This window comes from Pseudomonas sp. B20, from assembly GCF_020515755.1.
GTDB classification, from domain to species: Bacteria; Pseudomonadota; Gammaproteobacteria; order Pseudomonadales; family Pseudomonadaceae; genus Aquipseudomonas; species Aquipseudomonas syringae.
The window spans coordinates 139,394-163,558 of record NZ_JAHPJG010000014.1; the positions used below are offsets into that span (position 1 = coordinate 139,394).

The 24,165-nt window shown below is 60.8% G+C and carries 25 protein-coding genes; 19 read left to right on the plus strand and 6 right to left on the minus strand.

Annotation, left to right across the window (positions count from 1 at the left end; all coding sequences use genetic code 11):
* Nucleotides 1-17 precede the first annotated feature (17 nt).
* Entirely contained in the window at nt 18-1,022 is a 1,005-nt protein-coding gene (locus tag LIX91_RS15325) for an alpha/beta hydrolase family protein (protein WP_100073612.1), read from the minus strand.
* A 114-nt stretch (nt 1,023-1,136) separates the two neighbouring features.
* On the opposite strand from LIX91_RS15325, the gene LIX91_RS15330 reads away from it, so the two are divergent.
* The 6 genes from LIX91_RS15330 to LIX91_RS15355 all read left to right on the plus strand — a co-directional run bounded on the left by LIX91_RS15330 (nt 1,137) and on the right by LIX91_RS15355 (nt 8,497).
* Nucleotides 1,137-3,149: a transporter substrate-binding domain-containing protein gene (locus LIX91_RS15330; RefSeq protein ID WP_046271697.1), complete on the plus strand. Its 2,013-nt coding sequence runs from the start codon at nt 1,137-1,139 to the stop codon at nt 3,147-3,149.
* Nucleotides 3,146-3,775 carry a response regulator transcription factor gene (locus LIX91_RS15335; protein ID WP_003341145.1) on the plus strand — a complete coding sequence of 210 codons (630 nt, stop codon included), beginning with the start codon at nt 3,146-3,148 and terminating at the stop codon, nt 3,773-3,775. The genes LIX91_RS15330 and LIX91_RS15335 overlap by 4 nt, the downstream gene beginning before the upstream one ends.
* Nucleotides 3,776-4,097: 322 nt before the next feature.
* Nucleotides 4,098-5,222: an ABC transporter ATP-binding protein gene (locus LIX91_RS15340; RefSeq protein ID WP_003411754.1), complete on the plus strand. Its 1,125-nt coding sequence runs from the start codon at nt 4,098-4,100 to the stop codon at nt 5,220-5,222.
* An 82-nt stretch (nt 5,223-5,304) separates the two neighbouring features.
* Nucleotides 5,305-6,339: a polyamine ABC transporter substrate-binding protein gene (locus LIX91_RS15345; protein WP_003394920.1), complete on the plus strand. Its 1,035-nt coding sequence runs from the start codon at nt 5,305-5,307 to the stop codon at nt 6,337-6,339.
* A 77-nt stretch (nt 6,340-6,416) separates the two neighbouring features.
* On the plus strand, nt 6,417-7,664 hold the full coding sequence (locus LIX91_RS15350) for an ABC transporter permease (RefSeq protein ID WP_003419732.1): 1,248 nt from the start codon (nt 6,417-6,419) through the stop codon (nt 7,662-7,664).
* 11 nt (nt 7,665-7,675) lie between these two features.
* Nucleotides 7,676-8,497 (plus strand): ABC transporter permease, encoded by an 822-nt coding sequence (locus LIX91_RS15355; protein ID WP_003394916.1) that lies wholly within the window; start codon nt 7,676-7,678, stop codon nt 8,495-8,497.
* Between the two features lie 105 nt (nt 8,498-8,602).
* Here LIX91_RS15355 and LIX91_RS15360 read toward each other — a convergent pair whose 3' ends face one another.
* Nucleotides 8,603-8,884, minus strand: coding sequence for a hypothetical protein (locus LIX91_RS15360; protein WP_226488724.1), 282 nt, complete (start codon nt 8,882-8,884; stop codon nt 8,603-8,605).
* Here LIX91_RS15360 and rpe point away from each other — a divergent pair.
* From rpe to trpE, 3 genes are all read left to right on the plus strand, one after another.
* Nucleotides 8,883-9,557: a ribulose-phosphate 3-epimerase gene (gene rpe, locus LIX91_RS15365; RefSeq protein ID WP_003304938.1), complete on the plus strand. Its 675-nt coding sequence runs from the start codon at nt 8,883-8,885 to the stop codon at nt 9,555-9,557. The genes LIX91_RS15360 and rpe overlap by 2 nt on opposite strands.
* Nucleotides 9,554-10,372, plus strand: coding sequence for a phosphoglycolate phosphatase (locus LIX91_RS15370; protein ID WP_003419729.1), 819 nt, complete (start codon nt 9,554-9,556; stop codon nt 10,370-10,372). The genes rpe and LIX91_RS15370 overlap by 4 nt, the downstream gene beginning before the upstream one ends.
* A gap of 70 nt (nt 10,373-10,442) precedes the next feature.
* Nucleotides 10,443-11,924, plus strand: coding sequence for an anthranilate synthase component I (gene trpE / locus LIX91_RS15375; protein WP_003341130.1), 1,482 nt, complete (start codon nt 10,443-10,445; stop codon nt 11,922-11,924).
* A 384-nt stretch (nt 11,925-12,308) separates the two neighbouring features.
* Here the strand turns inward: trpE and estP are convergent, their stop codons facing one another.
* The 4 genes from estP to LIX91_RS15395 all read right to left on the minus strand — a co-directional run bounded on the left by estP (nt 12,309) and on the right by LIX91_RS15395 (nt 15,714).
* Nucleotides 12,309-14,231 carry an esterase EstP gene (gene estP, locus LIX91_RS15380; RefSeq protein ID WP_226488725.1) on the minus strand — a complete coding sequence of 641 codons (1,923 nt, stop codon included), beginning with the start codon at nt 14,229-14,231 and terminating at the stop codon, nt 12,309-12,311.
* A 105-nt stretch (nt 14,232-14,336) separates the two neighbouring features.
* On the minus strand, nt 14,337-14,579 hold the full coding sequence (locus LIX91_RS15385) for a pyocin activator PrtN family protein (RefSeq protein ID WP_003316268.1): 243 nt from the start codon (nt 14,577-14,579) through the stop codon (nt 14,337-14,339).
* 121 nt (nt 14,580-14,700) lie between these two features.
* Nucleotides 14,701-14,949: a DUF1654 domain-containing protein gene (locus tag LIX91_RS15390; RefSeq protein ID WP_002551908.1), complete on the minus strand. Its 249-nt coding sequence runs from the start codon at nt 14,947-14,949 to the stop codon at nt 14,701-14,703.
* Between the two features lie 153 nt (nt 14,950-15,102).
* Nucleotides 15,103-15,714 carry a LexA family protein gene (locus LIX91_RS15395; RefSeq protein WP_046237378.1) on the minus strand — a complete coding sequence of 204 codons (612 nt, stop codon included), beginning with the start codon at nt 15,712-15,714 and terminating at the stop codon, nt 15,103-15,105.
* A gap of 189 nt (nt 15,715-15,903) precedes the next feature.
* Between LIX91_RS15395 and LIX91_RS15400 the strand changes: the two genes are divergently transcribed.
* From LIX91_RS15400 to LIX91_RS15445, 10 genes are all read left to right on the plus strand, one after another.
* Nucleotides 15,904-16,347, plus strand: a complete 444-nt coding sequence (locus LIX91_RS15400; protein ID WP_226488726.1) for a hypothetical protein — start codon at nt 15,904-15,906, stop codon at nt 16,345-16,347.
* Between the two features lie 359 nt (nt 16,348-16,706).
* Nucleotides 16,707-17,096 (plus strand): hypothetical protein, encoded by a 390-nt coding sequence (locus LIX91_RS15405; protein ID WP_003411734.1) that lies wholly within the window; start codon nt 16,707-16,709, stop codon nt 17,094-17,096.
* The gene (locus tag LIX91_RS15410; RefSeq protein WP_003372736.1) at nt 17,077-17,415 is read left to right on the plus strand and encodes a hypothetical protein; all 339 of its coding nucleotides are present in this window, start codon (nt 17,077-17,079) and stop codon (nt 17,413-17,415) included. Before LIX91_RS15405 ends, LIX91_RS15410 begins: the two co-directional genes overlap by 20 nt.
* A 46-nt stretch (nt 17,416-17,461) precedes the next feature.
* Nucleotides 17,462-18,052 (plus strand): hypothetical protein, encoded by a 591-nt coding sequence (locus LIX91_RS15415; RefSeq protein WP_011269116.1) that lies wholly within the window; start codon nt 17,462-17,464, stop codon nt 18,050-18,052.
* Nucleotides 18,049-18,237: a DUF2635 domain-containing protein gene (locus LIX91_RS15420; RefSeq protein ID WP_003419716.1), complete on the plus strand. Its 189-nt coding sequence runs from the start codon at nt 18,049-18,051 to the stop codon at nt 18,235-18,237. The genes LIX91_RS15415 and LIX91_RS15420 overlap by 4 nt, the downstream gene beginning before the upstream one ends.
* 18 nt (nt 18,238-18,255) lie before the next feature.
* On the plus strand, nt 18,256-19,752 hold the full coding sequence (locus LIX91_RS15425) for a phage tail sheath subtilisin-like domain-containing protein (RefSeq protein ID WP_226488727.1): 1,497 nt from the start codon (nt 18,256-18,258) through the stop codon (nt 19,750-19,752).
* 60 nt (nt 19,753-19,812) lie between these two features.
* Complete coding sequence (locus tag LIX91_RS15430; protein ID WP_011269114.1) at nt 19,813-20,160, plus strand: phage tail tube protein; 348 nt, start codon at nt 19,813-19,815, stop codon at nt 20,158-20,160.
* On the plus strand, nt 20,157-20,453 hold the full coding sequence (locus LIX91_RS15435) for a phage tail assembly protein (protein WP_003316280.1): 297 nt from the start codon (nt 20,157-20,159) through the stop codon (nt 20,451-20,453). Before LIX91_RS15430 ends, LIX91_RS15435 begins: the two co-directional genes overlap by 4 nt.
* A 130-nt stretch (nt 20,454-20,583) precedes the next feature.
* Nucleotides 20,584-22,743 (plus strand): phage tail tape measure protein, encoded by a 2,160-nt coding sequence (locus tag LIX91_RS15440; RefSeq protein ID WP_103751235.1) that lies wholly within the window; start codon nt 20,584-20,586, stop codon nt 22,741-22,743.
* Complete coding sequence (locus tag LIX91_RS15445; protein ID WP_226488728.1) at nt 22,740-24,164, plus strand: DNA circularization protein; 1,425 nt, start codon at nt 22,740-22,742, stop codon at nt 24,162-24,164. The genes LIX91_RS15440 and LIX91_RS15445 overlap by 4 nt, the downstream gene beginning before the upstream one ends.
* Nucleotide 24,165: the final 1 nt, after the last annotated feature.

Below are 24,165 nucleotides of genomic sequence, written 5' to 3' on the forward strand. Positions count from 1 at the left end.
GCTGGTGCGTCTGGCGCTTATTTTTCCTCTTTGGCGTCTATCCAGCCGCGAACGCGGCGGAATAGCTGCTCTTGTTCGGTATCTCCGCTGCCGGCGATGTTGATCAGGCCGATTTGGGTAAAGCCCGGCCCCTTGGTGCGTTTGCTGGCCTGCAGGCGGGCCTTTGCAGCCTCGTCAGGCGCGTTTTTGTAGATGAAATCGACGGCTTTTACTTTCAGCTGAGGCACCATGTCCAGAAGCGAAGGCTTGGTATTCAGAGGTTCACGCGCCGTCAGCATCACCAGTTTCTGCACCACAGGCGATGTCCGTTCATTGAGGAACCTGGCCGCCCAGTACGCGCCGCTGCTGTGGCCGATCAACACGATACTGCGTGCCTTGTTCTGCTGCGCAAAGCTGATCGCGGCTTCGATCCGCGCGAAGATGCGCTCGGCCTGAGCCTTGTTGAGTTCTTCGTCGGCAGCAGCCTTGGCTGTTTCAGCCGCAGCCAGGGCCTCGGCTTCTGCGGCCGGGTCTTTTGCTGTCTCCGTGGCGTCTTTGGGTTTTTCCTTCGGTGCCTCAGTGGCTTTGGCGGCGTTTGCATCTGCCGGAGCAACATCGGGCTCGCGTGCCCCCGGCGTGTTGTCGAGCGGGTCCGGCATGGTGATGCTCAGGCTCGACCAGCCCACATCCGGAAACTTGCGCCGCAGCGGGCCGACAGCGTCAGGCCAGTCCGGTGACTCGGCTTCGCCGGGCACAATGATGACCGCGCCTTCAGGAGCCTCAGTGTTGGCGGGTTTCCAGAGCGCGAGAAAGCTATCGTCTCCGGCCTGAAGTTGCTGCTGATCTTCGCGCGGCAATTGACGTTCCAGCGCTATTGCGTCTTCCTGTGAACGGCTGAGCAGCGGGGCTCTTTCGACGGGCGCTTCTGCAGCAGCGTCCTTGGCCGGGTCAGGGGTCGGGTCCGCTGCGAGGGCAGGCAAGGCGCAAGGCAGTATCAATGACAGAAACAATGCAGGAAACGTTGCGCGAAAGGTGTAGGACATCGGATATTCCAAGCCAGAAACTATCCCGGCAGCCTAATGGGTTGATCGGCTTTTGTCAGGCCTGAGCCTGCGCGGCACAAGGCCGTGATACGCACACACGAGAGCGACATACTGATGATTCGTCTTCTGCGCACCGGTTTTATCGGCTGCCTGGCCTTGCTCTTGATGGCTCAGATGGCGAATACGCAGGCTGACGAACCTGAAACACCTGCCGTTGCGCAGTTGAGTTCAGCGCAGCGTAACTGGCTCGACCAGCATGGCCCGTTGCGCGTAGGGCTGGTATTGCGCGCGCCTTACGCGCAGTTCGATCAACGCTTGCAGCAGTTGTCCGGCGCCAACGTCGACCTGATGAATGCGCTGGCGGCGACGCTGCCGGTCGACTTGCTGTGGCGGAATTTTCCTGACCAGAGCGCGCTGGAGAACGCGCTGGCCAAGGGTGAAATCGACGTCGCGCCCGGCTTGATGCAAACCCCCGCAGGCCTGCGTCTGTGGTTGTTTTCCGATCCGTATCTGCGTGTTTCGCAGCTGTTGATCGGCGAACGTGATGGCAGCACTGCCGTGGACCTGGAGAAACTCGACAGTCTTTCCCGCGTCGCGGTACGCATGCCCAGCACCACGGCCGACTACCTGCGCAGCAACTTTGCGCACCTCAACCTGCAAGGGGTACCGCTGGAGCGCCAGGCCTTGCAGCTGTTGCTCAGTCAGCAGGCACGTTATGCCGTGGTGGACGAAGCGCAACTCAGTCGTTTGCTGCGCGAGCCGGAGTTCGCCGGGCTGGCGGTGGTGGGGGATATCGGGCTGCCACAATTGTTGCGGGTGGCTTCGCGTCGCGACATGCCGGAGCTGGCCGCCATCGTCAGCGAAGCCTTGCGGGCGATCCCTGCCAAGGAGCTGGAGCAGCTGCATGCGCGCTGGATGCCGCTGACCCCGTCCCATTTCATCGAGTCGACCAAACTCTGGAAGAACCTGTGCATTCTGCTGCTGGTGATGTTGCTGGCGTGTTTCGCCATCGTGATCTGGCAGCGTCGCCAGCAGCAGGCGCTGGAGCAGGAGCTGCTGGCTGCGCGTGAAGAACTCGCCCGCCGTGTCGAAGAGGAGGAGGCGCTGCGTCTGGCGCAGTTTTCCATTGATCAAAGCACCGTCGGCATCCTCTGGGTCAACTGGGACAGCCGGGTGCGTTACGCCAATCGGGCGGCGGAGTCCATGCTGGGCTATGCGCCGGGGCAGGTGGTCGAGCGCCCGCTGATCGATTTCGAGCCCGGTCTGCATATGGATCGCTGGCTCAACCTGTGGAAGAACGCGCGCTCCAGCGAAGACAGCCCGCAAGTGTTCGAGACCCATTGTCTGCGCGCCGATGGCAGCCTGCTGCCTGTCGATGTCTCGTTGAGCTTCCTGCGCTTTCGCGATGCCGAATACCTGGTGGTGTTCCTCACTGACGTCAGCGAACGACGCCGCGCGCATGAGCAGTTACGTGACTTGTCAGCGCATCTGGAAAGCGTGCGTGAAGAGGAGAAGGCACATATTGCCCGCGAGGTTCACGACGAGCTGGGTCAGATGCTGACGGTATTGAAGCTCGAGACGTCGATGTGCGAGCTGGCCTATGCCGACCTCGACCCTGGCCTGAGCGAGCGGCTGGACAGCATGAAGCGTCTGATCGCTCAGTTGTTTCAACTGGTGCGCGATGTTGCTACGGCCTTGCGGCCACCGATTCTCGACGCCGGTATCGCTTCAGCCATCGAATGGCAGGCACGTCGTTTCGAGGCGCGCACGCAGATCCCGTGTCTGGTGCAGGTGCCGGACAATCTCCCGGCGCTCAGCGATGCCAGGGCTACAGGCATGTTCCGGATCCTTCAGGAGGCGCTGACCAACGTGATGCGCCATGCCCGGGCCCACACGGTAGAGATCAGCCTGACGCTGCAGGACGGCATGATGTGCATGAGCATCGCCGATGACGGGCAGGGCTTTGTCATCGAGTCGGGCAGGGCGGTTTCGTTCGGTCTGGTCGGGATGCGCGAGCGGGTGCTGATGCTCGGCGGCCGACTTGAGCTGGACAGCGAGGTGGGTGAGGGCACAACCTTGCGCGCCTATATCCCGCTGGACACCCTCGCACAGGAGCGAAGACAGTGATTCGTGTTTTGGTAGCCGAAGACCACACCATCGTGCGTGAAGGGATCAAGCAATTGATTGGTCTGGCCAGGGATCTGCAGGTGGTGGGCGAGGCCAGCAACGGCGAACAGTTGCTCGAAACCCTGCGTCATGTGGCCTGCGAAGTGGTGCTGCTGGATATCTCCATGCCCGGCGTCAACGGCCTTGAGGCGATACCGAGGATTCTCGCATTGACCAACCCGCCGGCCATTCTGGTGCTGTCGATGCACAATGAGGCGCAGATGGCCGCGCGTGCATTGAAGGTCGGCGCGGCAGGTTATGCCACCAAGGACAGCGACCCGGCGCTGCTGCTCACGGCCATTCGCCGGGTGGCGGCCGGCGGGCGTTATATCGATCCGGATCTGGCCGACCGCATGGTCTTCGAAGTCGGCCTCACCGACAGCCGGCCCCTGCACTCACTGCTGTCGGAGCGCGAGTTTTCGGTATTCGAGCGCCTCGCCCAGGGCGCCAACGTCAACGACATCGCTCAGCAACTGGCCTTGAGCAGCAAGACCATCAGCACCCACAAGGCGCGGCTGATGCAAAAAATGAAACTCAACTCGCTGGCCGATCTCGTCAAGTACGCGATGGAGCACAAGCTGCTCTGAGTCTGAAAACGACACCCGACACGATAGGCGTCCTTGAGAACGCCGTTGTGTCCATGCTCCGTGCGGAACGATAGGCGTCCGTGAGAACACTATCGTGCCCATGCTCCGCGTGGGTATGCCGTTCTGGACGCTCTGCGTCCTCTTGCGATGCCGCGCATCGAGAAGGGGAGGAACCGACATATCCAATCGCGCCATCTCTGTAGGGCAATCCCTACCCCTGGCCTTCCAGCCGGCCTAGGCGATTCTCTCCCGGCCCCCGATTTGCGGGGGCTTCGGGCTGCTCTAGGCTTGAGCCCACGCAGACAAAACAAAGGTGTGGGTAATGAGCGACGTCGATACAAGCGCTGGAGCAAATGATGTTCTGGTCAGCTTTCGTGGTGTGCAGAAGAGCTACGACGGCGAAGCACTGATCGTCAAAGACCTCAACCTGGACATTCGCAAGGGCGAGTTCCTGACCCTGCTCGGTCCTTCCGGCTCTGGCAAGACCACCAGCCTGATGATGCTGGCCGGTTTCGAGACCCCGACGGCTGGTGAAATCCTCCTCGGTGGCCGCGCCATCAACAACGTGCCGCCGCACAAACGCGACATCGGCATGGTGTTCCAGAACTACGCCTTGTTTCCGCACATGACCGTGGCCGAGAACCTGGCGTTCCCGTTGTCGGTGCGTGGCATGAGCAAGACCGACGTCGGCGAGAAGGTCAAAAAGGCCTTGGGCATGGTCCAGCTCGACACCTTTGCGCATCGCTACCCGGCGCAGCTGTCCGGTGGCCAGCAGCAGCGCGTGGCGCTGGCGCGTGCGCTGGTCTTCGAACCGCAACTGGTGCTGATGGATGAGCCGCTCGGCGCGCTCGACAAGCAGTTGCGCGAACACATGCAGATGGAGATCAAGCACCTGCACCAGCGCCTGGGCGTAACCGTGGTCTATGTGACCCACGACCAGGGCGAAGCGCTGACCATGTCGGACCGGGTTGCCGTCTTCCATCAGGGCGAGATTCAGCAGATCGCACCGCCCCGCAGCCTGTACGAAGAGCCAAAGAACACCTTCGTCGCCAACTTCATCGGCGAGAACAACCGCCTCAATGGACGTCTGGTCAGTCAGGACGGCGACCGCTGTGTGGTCGAGCTGGAGCGCGGCGAGAAAGTCCACGCGCTGGCGATCAACGTCGGCCAGCCTGGCGGCCCGGTGACCCTGTCGATCCGTCCCGAGCGCATCAACCTCAATGGCCGCAGCGAGAGCTGCGCCAACCGTTTTTCCGGTCGTGTGGCCGAGTTCATCTATCTGGGCGACCACGTTCGCGTGCGTCTGGAAGTGGCCGGCAAGAACGACTTCTTCGTCAAACAGCCGATTGCCGAACTGGACCCCGGCCTGAGCGTGGGCGACGTGGTGCCCATCGGCTGGCAAGTCGAGCACGTCCGTGCGCTCGACCCCTTGCAGCAAGTGCATTGATCTACCGACAAAAGCAATAACAGATGCGACCTGATCGCCCATCCCAATCGCTTACCAACACTGCTCGTGGAGAAAAGAACACATGTTGAAATCTTTGAAGTTCACCGCCATCACGTTGGGCATGATGTGCGCGGCGCAGGCCATGGCAGCCACCGACCTGACCGTCATCTCCTTTGGTGGTGCCAACAAGGCCGCTCAGGAAAAAGCCTTCTACGCGCCTTGGGAAAAGGCTGGCAACGGCAAGATCATCGCCGGTGAGTACAACGGGGAAATGGCCAAGGTCAAAACCATGGTCGACACCAAGAGCGTTTCCTGGGACCTGGTAGAAGTCGAATCGCCGGAACTGGCGCGTGGTTGCGACGAAGATATGTTCGAAGAGCTGGACCCGAAACAGTTGGGCAATGCCGCTGACTTCGTGCCTGGCGCCATCACCACCTGCGGCGCGGGCTTCTTCGTCTGGTCCACCGTGCTGGCGTACAACGCTGACAAGGTCAGCACTGCACCCAGCGGCTGGGCCGATTTCTGGGACACCAAGAAATTCCCGGGCAAGCGCGGCCTGCGCAAAGGCGCCAAGTACACCCTGGAATTCGCTCTGATGGCCGACGGTGTTGCGCCGAAAGACGTCTACAAGGTATTGGCCAGCAAAGACGGCCAGGACCGCGCGTTCAAAAAGCTGGATGAGCTCAAGCCGAACATTCAGTGGTGGGAAGCCGGCGCACAGCCGCCACAGTACCTGGCTTCCGGTGACGTGGTGATGAGCTCGGCCTATAACGGCCGGATCGCCGCCGTGCAGAAGGAAAGCAACCTCAAGGTCGTGTGGACTGGTGGCGTGTATGACTTCGACGCCTGGGCCATCCCGAAGGGCTCGAAAAACGCCGATGCCGCGAAGAAGTTCATCGCCTACATGCTGAGCCCCGAGCAGCAGAAGACCTACTCGCAGAACATCGCCTACGGCCCGGCCAACACCCAGGCGGTCAAGCTGCTGGACAAGGAAACCCTGCAGAACATGCCGACCACGCCTGAGAACATCAAGGATCAGGTGCAGATGGACGTGGCGTTCTGGACCGACAACGGCGAATCCCTCGAGCAGCGTTTCACTGCCTGGGCTGCCAAGTAATCCGTTTGCGTTGAGTCAGAACCGGGCGCTCCCTGAAGCGGGGAGCGCCCCCTCGTTGAAAGATTCCGGAGTTCGCTATGGCCATCGCCGTGCCCTTGACTGAAGGCGCCAGCCCCAACTTGAAGCAACGTCTCGCTCGCGCCGAGCGGGTCAACCGCTGGAAGGCTCAGGCATTGATCGCTCCGCTGGTGATTTTCCTGCTGTTGGTGTTTCTGGTGCCCATCGCTGCGCTGCTGTACAAGAGCGTCGGCAACCCGGAAGTCGTGACTGCGCTGCCGACCACCGTGGTCGAAGTGCAAAAGTGGGATGGTAAAGGGCTGCCGCCCGAGTCGGTCTACAAGGCAATGAGCCTGGACCTGGCCGAAACGCGCAAGAATTCCACGCTGGGCGATCTGTCCAAGCGTCTGAACATCGAACTGGCCGGATACCGCAGCCTGCTGAGCAAGACCGCACGCGCGCTGCCGTTCAAGACCGAGCCTGCCTCTTATAAAGAAGCGCTCGAAGCGCTGGACGAGCGTTGGGGCGACCCGGCCTACTGGCAGGCGGTGCGCCGCAATACCAGCAGCATCACCCCGTATTACCTGCTGGCGGCGGTCGACCATCGCATCGACGACCTCGGCGAAATCGCCCCGGCGACCCCGGACCAGGCGATCTATCTGGACATCTTCGCCCGCACGTTCTGGATGGGCCTGGTGATTACCGCGATCTGTCTGGTGCTGGCTTATCCGCTGGCCTACCTGCTGGCCAGCCTGCCTGCGCGGCAGAGCAACCTGCTGATGATTCTGGTGCTGCTGCCGTTCTGGACCTCGATTCTGGTGCGCGTGGCTGCCTGGATCGTGTTGTTGCAGTCCAGCGGGCTGATCAACAGTGCGTTGCTGGCGATGGGCATCATCGACAAGCCGCTGGAACTGGTCTTCAACCGCGTCGGCGTGTACATCTCGATGGTGCACATCATGCTGCCGTTCATGATCCTGCCGATCTACAGCGTGATGAAGAACATTTCCCCGACCTACATGCGCGCTGCGATTTCGCTGGGTTGCCACCCGTTTGCGAGCTTCTGGCGCGTGTACTTCCCGCAGACCTATGCCGGGATCGGGGCCGGCTGTCTGCTGGTGTTCATTCTGTCGATCGGCTACTACATCACCCCGGCGTTGCTGGGCAGCCCGAACGATCAGATGGTCAGCTATTTCGTCGCGTTCTACACCAACACCAGCATCAACTGGGGCATGGCCACCGCGCTCGGCGGGCTGCTGTTGTTGGCGACCATCGTGCTGTACCTGATTTATAGCTGGCTGGTCGGCGCCAGCCGCCTGCGTCTGAGCTGAGGAGCGTGACCATGTTGAACCCTTACACATCGCCGATCGAGCGCCTCTGGTATTACGCCTTGCGCATCATCTGCACCCTGGTGCTGCTGTTTCTCGTGCTGCCGGTACTGGTCATCGTGCCGCTGTCATTCAACTCCGGCAGCTTTCTGGTCTATCCGCTGCAGGGCTTCTCGTTGCAGTGGTATCAGGACTTCTTCAACTCCGCCGAGTGGATGCGCGCGCTGAAGAACAGCATGATCGTCGCCCCGGCCGCGACCCTGCTGGCGATGGGCTTCGGCACGCTGGCAGCGATCGGCCTGACCCGCGGCAACTTCCCCGGCAAGGCGTTGGTCATGGCCCTGGTGATTTCGCCGATGGTGGTGCCGGTGGTGATCGTCGGTGTCGCCAGCTACCTGTTCTTCGCGCCACTGGGGCTGGGCAACAGCTACACCTCGCTGATTCTGGTTCATGCGGTGCTGGGTGTGCCGTTCGTGATCATCACCGTGTCGGCGACCTTGCAGGGCTTCAATCACAACCTGGTGCGTGCGGCTGCCAGCCTCGGTGCATCGCCACTGACCGCGTTCCGGCGCGTGACCCTGCCATTGATTGCGCCGGGGGTGATTTCCGGCGCGCTGTTCGCCTTTGCGACCTCGTTCGACGAAGTGGTGGTCACGCTGTTCCTCGCCGGACCGGAACAGGCGACCCTGCCTCGTCAGATGTTCAGCGGCATTCGCGAAAACCTCAGCCCGACCATCGCCGCCGCTGCGACCCTGCTGATCGGCTTTTCGGTGGTCTTGCTACTGGTGCTCGAATGGTTGCGCGGGCGCAGTGAAAAACTCAGAACGGCGCAGTGACTGCAAGCTGCAAGCTGCAAGCTGCAAGCTACAAGCTAAAAGCTAAAAGCTAAAAGCTAAAAGCTAAAAGCTAAAAGCTAAAAGCTAAAAGCTAAAAGCTAAAAGCTAAAAGCAGAAGCAAATCAAAATGCTTGAAGCTTGAAGCTTGCAGCTTGCAGCTTGCAGCTTGCAGCTTGAGGCTTGAAGCTTGAAGCTTGAGGCTTGAGGCTTGAGGCTTGAGGCTTGAGGCTTGAGGCTTGAGGCTTGCGGCTTGCGGCTTGCAGCTTGCAGCTTGCAGCTTGCAGCTTGCAGCTTGCAGCTTGCAGCTTGAGGCTCGAAGCTTACCGCTCCGGGCGAAGCTTGGCGTACAATCCGCGCACCGTGATTCTGCTCAAACAGGTGCGTCATGCAGCCCTTCGTTATTGCCCCATCGATTCTTTCCGCTGACTTCGCCCGTCTGGGTGAGGAAGTCGACAACGTGCTGTCCAGCGGCGCCGACTTTGTCCACTTCGATGTCATGGACAATCACTACGTCCCGAACCTGACCATTGGTCCGATGGTATGCAGCGCCCTGCGCAAATATGGCGTCACTGCACCGATTGACGTGCACCTGATGGTCAGCCCTGTGGATCGCATCATCGGCGACTTCATCGAGGCCGGTGCCACCTACATCACCTTTCACCCGGAAGCGACCCAGCACATCGACCGTTCGCTGCAGCTGATCCGCGAGGGTGGCTGCAAGGCGGGCCTGGTGTTCAACCCGGCTACGCCCTTGAACCTGCTCGAATACGTCATGGACAAGGTCGACATGATCCTGCTCATGAGCGTCAACCCAGGTTTTGGCGGGCAGAAGTTCATCCCCGGCACGCTCAACAAGCTGCGTGAAGCGCGCGCCCTGATCGATGCTTCCGGACGCGACATCCGCCTGGAAATCGACGGCGGCGTGAACGTCAACAATATCCGCGAAATTGCAGCGGCAGGTGCTGATACCTTCGTCGCCGGTTCAGCCATTTTCAATGCGCCGGACTACCGCGAAGTGATCGAAAAGATGCGTACAGAACTGGCGTCATCCCGCGCATGAGCGGTTTCGAGCAGCTGTTTGCAGGCAAACTTCCCAAGCTGATCATGTTCGATCTGGACGGCACCTTAGTGGACTCGGTGCCCGATCTGGCCGTGGCGGTGGACACCATGCTCGCCGAGCTGGGGCGTCCGATCGCCGGGCTGGAATCGGTGCGGTCCTGGGTGGGTAACGGTGCGCCGGTGCTGGTACGCCGTGCGCTGGCCAACAACCTCGACCACAGTGGAGTCGATGACGCCCTGGCCGAGCAGGGCCTGGAAATCTTCATGCGCGCTTATGCGCAAAAGCATGAGTTCACCGTGGTCTATCCCGGCGTGCGTGAAACCCTCAAGTGGCTGCAGAAAATGGGTGTCGAAATGGCCCTCATCACCAACAAGCCGGAGCGCTTCGTCGCGCCGCTGCTGGACGAGATGAAGCTGGGACGTTTTTTTCGCTGGATCATCGGCGGTGACACCATGCCGCAGAAAAAGCCCGATCCTGCCGCACTGTTTTTCGTGATGAAAATGGCCGGTGCGCCAGCCTCGCAATCGCTGTTCGTCGGCGACTCGCGTACTGACGTGCAGGCGGCCAAGGCTGCCGGTGTGGCCTGTGTCGCGCTGAGCTATGGCTACAACCATGGGCGGCCGATTGCCGAGGAAAACCCGGCGATGGTGATTGATGATCTGCGCAGACTGATTCCCGGTTGCCTGGACATGGACGCTGAGATACTGTTGCCCGACATCAAACGTCCCTCCTCAAGAGAATCCATCGTGGTGGTCACTCGCAAACTCTGGATGAAAGTCATCAAGGCCCTGGCCCGCTGGCGTTGGCGCGCCTGACCTGATTCTGGCCGGCCTGCCGGCACGTTTGCCTACCTGACCGTTTTGTCCTCAAACCACGAGGTTGCTCATGAACCGTGAAGAATTCCTGCGTTTGGCCGCTGAAGGCTACAACCGCATCCCGCTTGCCCGCGAAACCCTGGCCGACTTCGACACTCCGCTGTCGATCTACCTCAAGCTTGCCGATCAGCCTAACTCCTACTTGCTGGAGTCGGTTCAGGGCGGCGAGAAGTGGGGGCGTTATTCGATCATCGGCCTGCCATGCCGTACCGTGATGCGCGTGCATGGCCATCACGTCAGCGTGACCCATGATGGTGTCGAGATCGAAAGCCTGGATGTCGAAGACCCGCTGGACTTCGTCGAGACCTTCAAGGCGCGCTACAACGTGCCGACCATCGCCGGGCTGCCACGCTTCAACGGCGGGCTGGTGGGCTACTTTGGCTATGACTGTGTGCGCTATGTCGAGAAGCGTCTGGCCAACTGCCCGAACCCTGACCCGCTAGGCGTGCCGGATATCCTGTTGATGGTGTCTGACGCGGTCGTGGTGTTCGACAACCTGGCGGGCAAGATGCACGCCATCGTGCTGATCGATCCAGCGCAACAGGACGCCTACGCAAGTGGCGTGGCGCAGCTCGATGACCTGATGCACAAGCTGCGTCAGCCGATCACGCCGCGCCGTGGCCTCGATCTAGACCGGCCGCCGGCGGCCGACCCGGTGTTTCGTTCCAGCTTTACCCAGGACGATTACGAGGCGGCGGTCGATACGATCAAGCAGTACATCCTGGCCGGCGACGTGATGCAGGTGGTCCCGTCGCAGCGCATGTCCATCGATTTCAGCGCCGCGCCCATCGATCTGTATCGGGCGCTGCGTTGCTTCAACCCGACGCCTTACATGTATTTCTTCAACTTCGGCGACTTCCATGTCGTCGGCAGTTCGCCGGAAGTGCTGGTGCGGGTCGAGGACAATCTGATTACTGTGCGTCCGATCGCCGGTACTCGTCCTCGTGGTGCCACCGAAGAGGCGGATCGCGCGCTGGAAGAAGACCTGCTCTCCGATCACAAGGAAATCGCCGAACACCTGATGCTCATCGACCTTGGCCGCAACGATACCGGTCGGGTATCCGAGATTGGCACGGTCAAACTGACCGAGAAAATGGTCATCGAGCGTTATTCCAACGTGATGCACATTGTGTCCAACGTTACAGGCCAGTTGAAAAGCGGGCTGACGGCGATGGACGCGCTGCGCGCGATTCTGCCGGCGGGCACTTTGTCCGGGGCGCCGAAGATCCGCGCCATGGAAATCATCGACGAACTGGAACCCGTTAAACGTGGCGTCTACGGCGGCGCGGTGGGGTACATGGCCTGGAACGGCAACATGGACACCGCGATTGCGATCCGCACTGCGGTGATCAAGGACGGTGAACTGCATGTGCAGGCCGGTGGCGGCATTGTCGCCGACTCCGTGCCAGTGCTGGAATGGGAAGAAACCCTGAACAAACGCCGCGCCATGTTCCGCGCCGTAGCCCTGGCCTCGCAAACTGCCGAGGACTGAGAGGCTTGCTGCCCTGCGTCTCAAAGCGGACGCAGAGCATCGCACGATACTTGAGATTATCGTTCCTCACGCTCCAGCGTGGGAATGCCGTGGGTGACGCTCCGCGTCACAGATTTACGCCGCGCCGCAGCTCTCAGGACAGGACGCGGAGTGTCCAGAACGGCATGCGACGCGGAGCGCCGCACGATAGTCAGGCTTGCTGCTCTGGTAATGAACGGTAGTTGGAGAGCTATCGTTCCTCACGCTCCAGCGTGGGAATGCCGTGGGTGACGCTCCGCGTCACAGATTTGCGCCGCGCCGCAGTTCTCAGGATAGCACGCGGAGCGTCCAGAACGGCATGCGACGCGGAGCGTCGCACGATAGTGAGGCTGTCCAGCGGGCAGTCTAGAAACTCAGACTCAACGCGACATTCACCCCTTGCTGGGTCACGTCGTCGTTCTTGCGCCAGTTGTAGTTGCCGCGCAGTGTCAGGTCCTGAGTCAGCTTCTGGCTGACGCCCAGCGTGGCCCGGTTCAGGTCGCGTTGCGGTGTGTAGCCTTCTAGCGTGAAACCGACTGACTGGACACTGTTGAGCGCCATGGTCACGTCCTGCTGATCGGTCTCGAACTCCCTTTCATGGGCCACTTCGCCCCATACCTGCGTGCTCGGTGTCACCTGGAATTTGCCCTGCACACCCACGCCTGCACGCCGCGATTTGCGCGTCTGGTCACTGAAGGTCAGCGCCGTTGAACGGTCGCCCTTTTCCGAGTAGCCGTCGACATCGATGTGCGCGTAATCGGCGCTGACGAAAGGCGACAGATGCCAGCGGCTGGTCGGGCCTGCGATGTCGAAGCCGACTCGCCCGCTGACAGCCCACATTTCGCCGTCGGTATTACCTTTTTCCTGACCTTCGCTGACGCCCAGCGCGAACTTGCGCTCGGCATTTTCGTAATCCAGCTTGCCGCCCGACACCGACAGATCACCCCACCAGTGGTTGGCCTGATACTGCAGGAACGCAGTGGCGATGTAGCTGTTGAGTGTGTAGTCCGAGTCCCGTGGCCCTGCCTCAAGACTCTGGCGGTACGCACCGGCAACAACCCCTGTACGCCAGTATTCGGCAAACCGATAGCTGCCGCCGATGGTCAGGTTATAGCCTCTTCCGTCAGCATCAGCCGAGCTGTCCTGCGCGTCGAAGTCCATTTTCTGACCGCCTGCGGAAAGCATGCTCTGCCACTGCCCGACACCTTGCCAGTTGCCCCAGTCGCTGAGCCACTGGGCGCGAATTTCATCCTGATGCATACGCAGCGTGCCATTGGCCATTTCCGGCAGCAGAGAGATTTCCCAGGGTGCCGAAAGCAGCGAGTACGCGTAGTCGGCCAGCAACCTCTGTCCGGCCTCGGTCGGGTGCACGCGATCATTGAAGAACAGCCGGCTCGGATTCGGCGTCGCACTGGACCTGCCGTTGGTGGTGCTTTCCCGGCAGCTGTCGCCGCTGAAACAGGTACTGACCAGATTCTCGTTGGGATCGAACCCGAAGCGTGCCGGTTGAGCGAGGATTTCATTGATCAGCAACGGAACATTCAGCGGAATGATCTGGGCATTGATCTGCGCCAGTCGGCTGACCAGTTGCTGATTGAAGCCCGCACTGAGTGCGGAAGTTGCCGAGGCCAGCGGCGAACCGCTCAAGGCTGGCGTTTTACCGATGTCCGGCAGCAACCAGACCATGATGTAGCGCGCACCGGCCTGTTGCAGAGCTTGCGCGCTGTCAGCCAGTTGATTGGCAGCTTGCGCGGCGCTTCTGGCACTCAATACACGACCCTGCAGGAAGTCGTTGCCGCCTCCGGTCAGGTAATAAAGAGCGTTGGGGTCGGCGCGAAAACTGTTGGCGGGCAGGTAACCGGTCCGGCTGCGTAGCAATGTGCCGGTGTTCGGATCGACGACGGTGGATTGGGAATTGATCGAATCAAGAATCTGGTCAGTCCGATAGCCGCCGACAGCCCAGTTATTGCCATCGGGTGCGCCCAGCGCAGCATTGACCGGCGACGTCGAGGCCGCCAGATCTCCTGCTGGCACACCGAGCATCCTGCCGATCAGTGTCGACGAGTTCAGGTTGAACGCTTCACCGCTGCCGTCCTGATAAGTGGGGCCGACACGATTGGTGAACCTGAGCGTGGAACCCCTGGGCCCGGCGGTGTCGGGAAACTGCCCGGCATCGGCCAGACTGTCACCGAACACCACCATGGTCGAATAGGGCGCGGCAGCAGCGGTGCCGCAGGCAAGCGATAACAGGCAGGCCGCGAAGGGCCAGCGCCTCGATGTCTTGGTCATGAACGGATCCCGATTGTTTTTGTTTTGTACCGGAAACGTAGCAAGATTTTTCATGGCTGCAAAGTTCGATGAACATTATCGCGCTGCGACGGTGCTTTTTTGACCTCAGGCTGCCCTGTTGGTCACGATGGCGCTCAGGTAGTTGGCCAGGTCATGCAGGTACACGAAGGGGTGACCCTGACGACTGCCGCCTGTGCGGCTGACCTTCAAGTCGATGCGTCCTGCGTTGATCTTGCGCAGCAGATTCCTGTCGTTCGACAGGTGCGAAAAATAACGCTCTCGGACGGCGCTCAGTGAAGGGCACGGCGTGGCGAATTCTTTGCGAAGTTGATCCAGTATTTCGTTCATTCCATGACTCCCTGTGGTTTGCATGTGAGTACTCCCGAGATGGGGTGCAGACAAACAATACGATATGTAGTGCGCTATGACAATACAGTTTGTATTTTAAATACGATTTGTATTGATCGTCTCACAGGGAATCGATGTACCAGGACACGCGAGCAGTGCCGTTTTCAGGGTTGCGAGTCACGCTGATGCCTTCGGCCTCGCTGATCTGATCCATGATGCGCTCCCAGTGAGCCACCGACTCGCCAGGCTCCCTGATCAGCAGGACCTGATGCTCGATCTGCGCCTTGTCACTGGTGATAGCGTCCTGAATGCGCTGTGCCAAGGCCAGGTAAGCGTCATGTTGCGAGGTGTCGGGGAACTGCTTGAGCATGAGTGAACTCCTTTTTACTGTATGTGCATACAGTAATTGAGGGCTGTTTCTCACGCAAGCTACAAATGTTTCCTACACAGACACATGCCAGGGTTGAAACAGGTGACATGAAAAAGCCCCGATTATCGGGGCTTGGGCAGTGCGTGCCGGGAGTCAGAGACGCATGGTCATCTGCCTGATGACACCGATCAGCTTGCACTCCTCGGTCACCGCAAGGGTCGGGTAGGCGGGGTTCAGCGGCTTGAGAAAGTAGCGTCCGGCGTCTTCGACAAGCTTTTTGAACGTGGCCTCGTTGCTTTCCGGCAGCTTGGCGATGACCAGCTTGCCGGCAGTGGGCTCGATTCCGGTGTCGACCAGAATCAACATGCCTTCGGGAATGCTCTGGCCTGCGGGGGCGGTCATCGAATCGCCACGGACCACCAGCCAGAAGGCTCTGCCCTTGGCTTTATAGTCGCTGATCTCGAAGGTGTCCGAATAGCCGGCAGGGTAGGGCTCGACGGCTTCACTCCAGCCACCGGCCTCTACCCAGCTGATGACCGGGTAGCGATAGAAACGCGAAGGCTGCACCGTGTGCTCCACGTTGTGCATGCCGGGTTCGCTGGTCGGGATGGAGGTGGTGAGAATCGGCAGGCCGAGCTCGGTCAGAAATCGATTGATGACCTCGATCTTCGGCTCACGCTTGCCATTCAGCCAATGCCCTACCGCGCCGGGCGTTACGCCCATCCGCTCAGCCATCTCTTCCTGGCTGATTTCCTGGGTGTCCATGACCTGTCTTGCGACTTCATACCATTTTCTGTTCATGCGTCGAATCATACAGGCTGTAGGGTGTTGAGCAATATACATAATGTAATGCTTCGTTGTGTCATAAAAATACAAAATGTATTGTAAGGCCTTGGTCCTGTGCAGCGAAAGACGCTGCGCAGCGTTTCGGAAAGGTCCTACAGGAGAGACACGATGATCGAGAAAATAGAAGCCGTGATGCAGCATTGGGGTGAACAGCGCATGCGCATTGGCCTGGGCGGCGGACTGAGCAGCCCGATGGCCGGGATCATGGAATGGGGCGCGTACATTCCGCGTCGCACACCCGGCTCGCGCGTGCTGGTGGGCAATGGCAGCGGTCTGGACTATATAAGCAGCGAAGTGGAGGCGGCCATTGCGCAGCTGTCGCGCAGCCCGGCAAGGAGCCGCGGGCCCGAACTGGCCCAGCTGGCAACATTGCGTTATGTCGAATCGTTGCCGGTGCGCGAGCAGATGCGCCTGGTGGGCATTAATGAGGGCGCAGACCGCACCTATCGCAACTGGATCAACAAGCTTCACCAGCAAGTGCTGGCGATTCTCGCCGAGCGCAGCGCTTCCAGAAGCAGCAACGCCGTCGTCGACAAGGCTGCACAAGGGTGAATGAAGGCACGGTTTCACGCCGTTTATCCGGGTCGATTGCACAGCTGTGGCCGAACTCGTGCTGAACTCCGGTCAAACTCGACCCACCCCGAAACTGCCCCTTCCCAGGCTTTCCGGAGGGGGGTAAAAAGGTCCCACGATATGCGATTTGCGCCTCAGGGCAGCAGCCGGAAACAGGCTGATCAACAGCCACAACCGGTCACTCGCGACCCACCTCGAACCCCGCCTTGGCGGGGTTTGTTTTTTAAGATCCGGTCAAAGTCCAGATCAGGTGTCGTCGCAAGCCTGGCCGACGCAGCATTGTTAAATGTGTTCAGCCCGGCCGCCTCAGTGCGGCCTTTTTTATTTCCGGAGTACCAATGGACCCAACCGACCTAGGCCCAGGCACAGCTACCTGGCTGGGCGGCACGGGCACAATTCTGCTTGGCGGCTTTCTATGGCTGCGCAAGTTTCTTTCCAGAGATGCAACAGACCGGGCGATGGACAACGCGGACATCGGCACGGTTCGTCGCCTCAATGAATTGCTCGACTCCGAGCGCCAGGCGCGCAAGGAGGCTGAAGCGCGGGCTGATCAGTTCGCCAAGGAGCGCAACGAGCTCGCCGCAGCGGTTGGCCGGATGGAGGGCAAGATCGAAGCCCTCACCAGCCACATCGTTCAACTCACCGACAAGGTCACCACGCAAAGCGCCGAAATAGCCCGGCTGCGATCTCAACTCGGAGGTGCAAACGATGCACAGATGCGCAATTGATTTCATCGCTCGCCATTGGTGGCGGCGCCTGGAGGTCTGGCTGATTTCCGTGCTGCTGATCGCTGGCTGCCTGATGCTCGGTTTTCAGGCCGGGCAGTGGTCGGCGAATGCCGAGCATACGCAGCAGCTGGCCGAGGTTCGCAATGCCTACGACGCAGCGCTGGGTAAGCGCGACCGGCGCCTGGACAGGCTGGCCGAAACCACCACCCAGGCAGCAGACAAGGTCGAGAGTGCTGCATCGATTGCCAATCAGGCCGCTCACACGGCCAGCCGTGCTGCAGACAAGGCTGATGAGGCATTGGGCAAGGCGAATCAGTAGGCGTCTCCCACGCCGCAATCAACCTTCAATACACGCGGAAACCCTCATGAAGATAACCCCGATAGTTGCCCATTTGCAGGCGACCTGCCCGAGCTTTGCCGGGCGAATCAGTGCCGGTATCGACTGGGCTGCGGTCGCCCTCGGCGATCAGCTCGCTCACCCGTCGGCGTACGTGATTGCCACTGGCGATCAGTCCACCGCCAACGATTTGCAGAACGTCATCCGCCAGAACATCACCGACACGATCGATGTCGTGGTGGTGCTCGATGGCGGTGACAAGCGCGGGCAGGAAGCCAGCGAGCAACTGCATGCCCTGCGCGCCGAACTGTGGCGTGCACTGGTGGGCTGGAACCCGGATCACGATTACGACGCGATGCAGTACACCGGTGGCGCGCTGGTGCAGATCAGCGGCGACCGGGTGACGTATCGCTTCGGCTTTGCAGCGCAGTTTCAACTGGGCCGCAACACCGCCGATCAGCCTGCCGAGACCTGGCACGAAGCGTATCTGGATGGTTTGCCCGGGTTTACCGGCGCCACCCTCGAGATGGACTGCGTTGACCCCGCAGATCCGAATCTGAAATCCCCCGGCCCTGATGGCCGTATCGAAGCGAAGTTCACAGCAGAGGTAACCCCATGACTCAACGCATCACTGTAGTACCGGCCGAAGGCCGCACTGTGCCGGATCCGGAGGCGGGCGATTTGCTGCCCGTCGAAGGCCGGCAGGTGACCTTCAACGCCTGGTGGCAGCGTCGTCAGAACGACGGCGACATCACCCTTAAAACCGAGCAATCCACCACCACCCATCAAGCCTTCACGGCTTAACCAAGAGGAAGCCAAACAATGGCTATCAGCTTTAACAACATTCCATCCGATGTTCGCGTTCCGCTGTTTTATGCGGAGATGGACAACTCGGCCGCCAACAGCGCGTCGGCCAGCATGCGTCGACTGATCGTTGCGCAGGTCAACGACGATGTGTCCGGCCCCGAACTGGGTTCTCTGGTGCTGGTGCCAAGCGTGGCGCTGGCGAAAAACATCGGCGGTCAGGGTTCCATGCTGGCCGCCATGTATGAAACCTGGCGCAAGGCGGACCCCACCGGCGAAGTCTGGTGCCTGCCGCTGCTCAGTACCGAAGGCGCCAAGGCCAGCGCGAAAGTCACCCTCACCGGTGCGGCGACCGAAGCCGGTCTGCTGAACCTGTATGTCGGCGGCATGCGAGTGCAGGCCACTGTCGTTAACGGCGCAACCGCTGCCCAGGCGGCCACGGCGCTGTCGGTGAAAATCAATGCCACGCCTGACCTGCCGATCACCGCGGCTGTCGAAGCGGGTGTGCTGACCCTTTCCTGCAAATGGAGCGGGGCAAGCGGCAATGACATCCAGCTGGAATTCAATCGCCAGGGCAAGACCAATGGCGAAGTCATTCCTGCCGGCCTGACGGCGGCAGGCACCGTCATGACTGGTGGCGTGGGTACGCCTGATCAGCTCAAGGCACTGGCTGCGCTGGGCGATGAGCCGTTCGAGTTCATCTGCATGCCCTGGACCGACACCGCCACGCTGGATGCCTGGAAAGCGGCAATGGACGACAGCACCGGTCGCTGGAGCTGGGCACGTCAGCTGTACGGTCACGTTTACAGCGCCAAGCGCGGCACGGTCGGTACGCTGGTGGCCGCAGGTCAACTGCGCAACGACCAGCACATCACCCTTCAGGGTGTCGAAAACGGTGTTCCGCAACCGGTCTGGCTGCAAGCCGCTGCACTGGCTGCGCGTACGGCGGTGTTCATCTCTGCCGACGCCAGCCGTCCGACCCAGAGCGGCACCATGCCCGGTATCGATCCGGCGCCGGCCAGTCAGCGTTTCACCCTGACCGAGCGTGAGTCGCTGCTGCGTTACGGCATCGCCACGGCGTACTACGAAGGCGGTTACGTGCGCATTCAGCGTTCGATCACCACCTACCAGAAGAACGCTTACGGCCAGGCTGACAACTCGTACCTGGACAGCGAAACCATGCACCAGTCGGCGTTCATCATCCGTCGTCTGCAAGGCATCATCACCAGCAAGTACGGCCGCCACAAGCTGGCCAACGATGGCACGCGCTTCGGTGCCGGCCAGCCGATCATCACGCCGAGCACCATCCGTGGCGAGTTGATTGCGCAATACGCACGTCTTGAAGAAGAGGGTCATGTGGAGAACGCCGAAACGTTCGCCCAGCATCTGATCGTCGAGCGTGACGGCAATGACCCAAGCCGCGTGAACGTGATGTTCCCGCCTGACTACATCAACGGCCTGCGCGTGTTCGCGCTGCTCAACCAGTTCCGCTTGCAGTACGACGAAGCGGCATAAGCCTAACCAACCCTTTCAAGCCCGCCTCGTGCGGGTTTTTTCATTCTGGAGATAAACAACATGGGTCAGAAAGTTGCGGGTACCTGCTACATCAAAGTGGATGGCACCCAATTGACCATCAGCGGCGGCGGCGAAGCGCCTCTGATGAACATCAAGCGCGATACCGTCGTACCGGGCTACTACAAGGAAGTCGACAAGGCCGCGTGGCTGAAATTCACCGCCGTGCATACCGCAGATCTGCCGCTCAAGCTGCTTACCACCGGTGTGGACATGACCATCACCTGTGAATTCAAGAACGGCAAGACCTACGTCCTGTCCGGCGCCTACCTGGTCGATGAGCCGAGCAGCAAGGCTGACGACGGCACCATCGAGCTGAAGTTCGACGGCAATCAGGGGAGCTGGCAATGAGTGAAGTCATCGACCTGGCCAGCCCGATCGAAGCGCACGGCGAAACCCTTTCGCAACTGACCTTCCGGCGCCCTACGGCGCAGGAAGCGCGGGCCATCAAGGCCCTGCCGTACAGGATCGACAAGAACGAGGAAGTTTCTCTGGATCTGGACGTGGCGGCGAAGTACATCGCCGTCTGCGCCGGCATCCCGCCCTCGTCGGTCAATCAGATGGACCTGTGCGACATCAACACGTTGAGCTGGAAGGTTGCGAGTTTTTTCATGGCAGCGGCATCAGCGACCTCGAAGGACTGATCGCCGTCGTTTACGACCTCGCGTATTTCTGGAAGACCGATCCCGAACTGATGATGTCCAGGGAGCTGGACGTCATCACCGAGTCGATCTTGCAGACGCAACGCATCAACCAGATCCTGCAGGGGGAGTGATGGCAGACACTATCAAGACGCTGATTACCGGCGTCGACAAGCTGTCTCCAACGCTGGCAACCATCCGCAACAACGTTGAAGGCTTCGAGACCAGGCTTAAAGGCTCTGGTCTTGGGAACGTCGAAGTGGGCGAGATGATCAAGGGCAATGCTTTGGCAGAGCCCTTGATTGCCGGGGTAAAGGCAGCGATCGGTTTCGAGACCAGCATGGCCGGCGTGAAACGATCGGTCACCTTTGAAACACCGCAACAGTTCCAGCAGATGAGTTCCGACATTCTGGACCTCAGCGAACGACTGCCGGAAAGCGCCAACGGTATCGCGGCGATTGTCGCCGCGGGTGCCAAGGCCAATGTACCGCGCGAAGAACTGACCGGGTTTGCCAGCGACGCCGTGAAAATGGGCGTCGCATTCGATCAGACAGCGGCCGAGTCGGGCGACATGATGGCCTCGTGGCGGTCATCGTTTCAGATGACTCAGCCGCAGGTCGCGGCGTTGTCTGAGAAGATCAACGTGCTCGGCGGCAACAACCTGGAAAAGAAAATCGCCACCATGGTCACTGCAATGGGCCCGCTCGGGCCGGTTGCGGGGATGGCCTCCGGGCAACTGGCGGCCATGGGAGCGACCCTGGCCAGCGTCGATGTGCCGGCCGATGTGGCCGCCAGCGGCATGAAGCGTTTCATGCAATCGTTGACCGAAGGGGGCGCGGCGAAAGCCGGGGCGTTCGAGGCGTTGCAGCTCGACGTCAACCAGCTGACCCAAGGCATGCAGAGTGACCCGTCCGGGACCATTGAAAAGGTTCTGACGGCGGTTTCCAGTGTTGATCCCGGCAAACAGTCGGACGTCATCACGCAGCTGTTCGGTGCCGAATCGCTGGGCGCGATCACGCCACTGCTGGCCCACCTCGATGTGCTCAGGTCCAACCTGGCCAAGGTCGGGGAGGGCGTGCAAAACAGCGGCTCCATCGAGAAGGAGTTCGCAGATAACTCCCAGACCACGGCCACTGCCATCAAAGAGATGACCAACCGTGTCGATCGTCTGGGCATCAACATCGGCAGTATGTTCCTGCCGGCGATGAACGAAGCAATGGCCGTGATCGGGCCGATGATTTCTCAGGTCGCCGCGCTGGCGGCCGAACATCCAGAGGTGATCAAGGGCGTCGTGGGCGCCGCGATTGCTTTCGGCGTACTGCAAGTCGCCGTTCTCGCTGCGACGAGTGCCGCCGGTCTGCTGGCTGCGGTCATGGGCATGTCACCGTTGGGCCTGATCGTGCGCGGCCTGGCGCTGGCGGCAGGTTTTCTGATCGCCAACTGGTCGACCGTCGCACCTTATTTTCAGGCGGTCTGGGAGGCGATTCGCGGACCGGTGATGGCGCTGTGGGACGTACTCAAGGCGGTCTTCGCCTGGACGCCGCTGGGCATGATCGCAGCCAACTGGCAGCCACTGAGCGAATTCTTTGCTGCGCTGTGGGACGTGATCAAGGCGCTGGCCACGCCGGTTTTCGATTTTCTGCAAACGCTGTTTGCGTGGTCGCCGCTGGGCATGGTCGTGGCCAACTGGCAGCCGTTGTCCGAGTACCTGGCCGGCCTGTGGGAAACCATCAAGGCCGAGGCGCAACCGTTTACCGATGTGCTGGCAACGCTGTTCAGTTTTTCGCCGCTGGGCATGGTCATCGAGAACTGGCAGCCGATCAAAACCTGGTTCGCAGGTCTGTGGGCGGACATCAAGCCATTCATCGAACCGATCATGAGCTGGTTTGGTGGCGACACGAATAAGACCGTCCTGCAGCGGGCGACCGAGAAGGCCAATCAGTTCGCGGAAGAACAGCGGATACGCAACGCAGGGCCAGGCGGCGGGACCGGGGCGTTTCTGGCGGCCGGTGCCGTCGAGAACGTTCGCACGAATCAGCAGTTGCTCAATCAGGCCACTGGCGTGCCCTCGACCAGCCAATTGCTCGGCGTACCCACGCCGTTGGCGCCCGGCAGCCTGTTGTTGCAACAGGGCGCAGCCGGTGCCGGCCCGCGACTTGAGGGCGAGCTCAACATTCGCTTTGAAAACGCGCCGCCGGGCATGCGCGCCGGGCAAGTGCAAACCAACCAGCCGGGTTTGACGATATCGCCAAACGTCGGTTATCGAACCCTCGGCGCAGGAGCCGGATCATGAGTACATGGCGTGACAGCCTGCTGCCAGCGTCTTTTCGGGGCGTCGGTTTTTTCATTGAAAAAGCCGTCGTCCCGGCAGGCCGCAAGGGGCAGTTGCATGAGTTTCCACAACGCGACGAGCCTTATTTCGAGTCGCTGGGCAAACAGTCGAAAGTGCATACGCTGACGGGGTTCATTGTCGGTCCCGACTGTTTCGAACAGCGAGACAGACTGCTGCAGGCACTGGAGCAGGAAGGTGCCGGCGAGCTGGTGCATCCCTGGCTGGGTCGCGTGCAGGTCCAGGTTGGCGAATGTGGCGTTACACACAACCTGAGCGAAGGCGGGCTCGTCCGGCTGGACCTGAAATTCTATCCGGCCAACCCGCTCAAGTTTCCCGTGTCGACCCTCAATACGCGACGGCAGTTGCTGGGCGCGTCCGAGAGCCTGCTGGACTCGGCGCTCAGGCGCTACCGCTCGGTGATGGCCACGGTGGACGCGGTGCGTATCAATATTCAGGCGCTGCGCAGCGCCCTGTCGGGTGTATTCGCGACTATTCAGCGGCAGTTCACACCGTTCATGACGATCTATTCGGATGTCACTGCGCTGGTGCATTCGCTGGTCAATGCGCCGTTGACGGTCAGCACGCTGTTTACCACGTTCTTCGCCAGTTTCGACGGGGACAGCCGTCGAGCCAGAAGAGCGAACGGCACCAGCAGTATTGGCGGTGCGAGTACCGGGACGAGTGCCGGGTCAGGTTCCGGCAGCTCGACAGGGGGCGGCTCAGGCAGCGGATCCGCGAGTGGCAGTAACGGCACGGCGGCGAGCAGCGCGGCAGCAAGGTCCGGCAGCAATGGCGGCGTGTCCTCTGTTGAAACGGTCGATTACCGGTCGGTGATTTCCGAGGCCACGCAACAGGCGGAAGCGGTGTCCGGCATCAATCTGGTCAGTCAGAGCAGCGGGCTGGACACCGGCGTGACGGCTCAGGCGGCGGCCAATCTGGTTCAGGATGCCTTGTTGGTCAAGGTGGCGAAAATCGTCGCGAGCATGCCGGTTGCGACGACCGTCACGCCGCTCACGGTAGTGCCGTCGCTGGATCAGCAAGTGACGCAAGCGCTGCAACGCGTCGATGTGCCGGTTGCCGATGACGTCATCGAACTGCGTGACACGCTGAGTTCGGCGATCTGGGAAGCGTCGTTGAAAGCCGACCCCGAACATTACCTGGCGCTCAATACGTTGCGTCAGGCGTTGATCAGGCACCTCAACGCGGTGGCGGCCTCCGGTGTACGTCTGGTGGACATGAAGGTCTCCGAGCCTTTGCCCGCGCTGGTGCTGGCCTATCGCCGATTCGGTGACGCCAGCCGGGCACTGGAAATGGTGCAGCGCAATCGGCTGGCCCATCCGGGCTTCGTGCCGCCCGGCACGCTGAAGATCGCTCAGGAGTGAC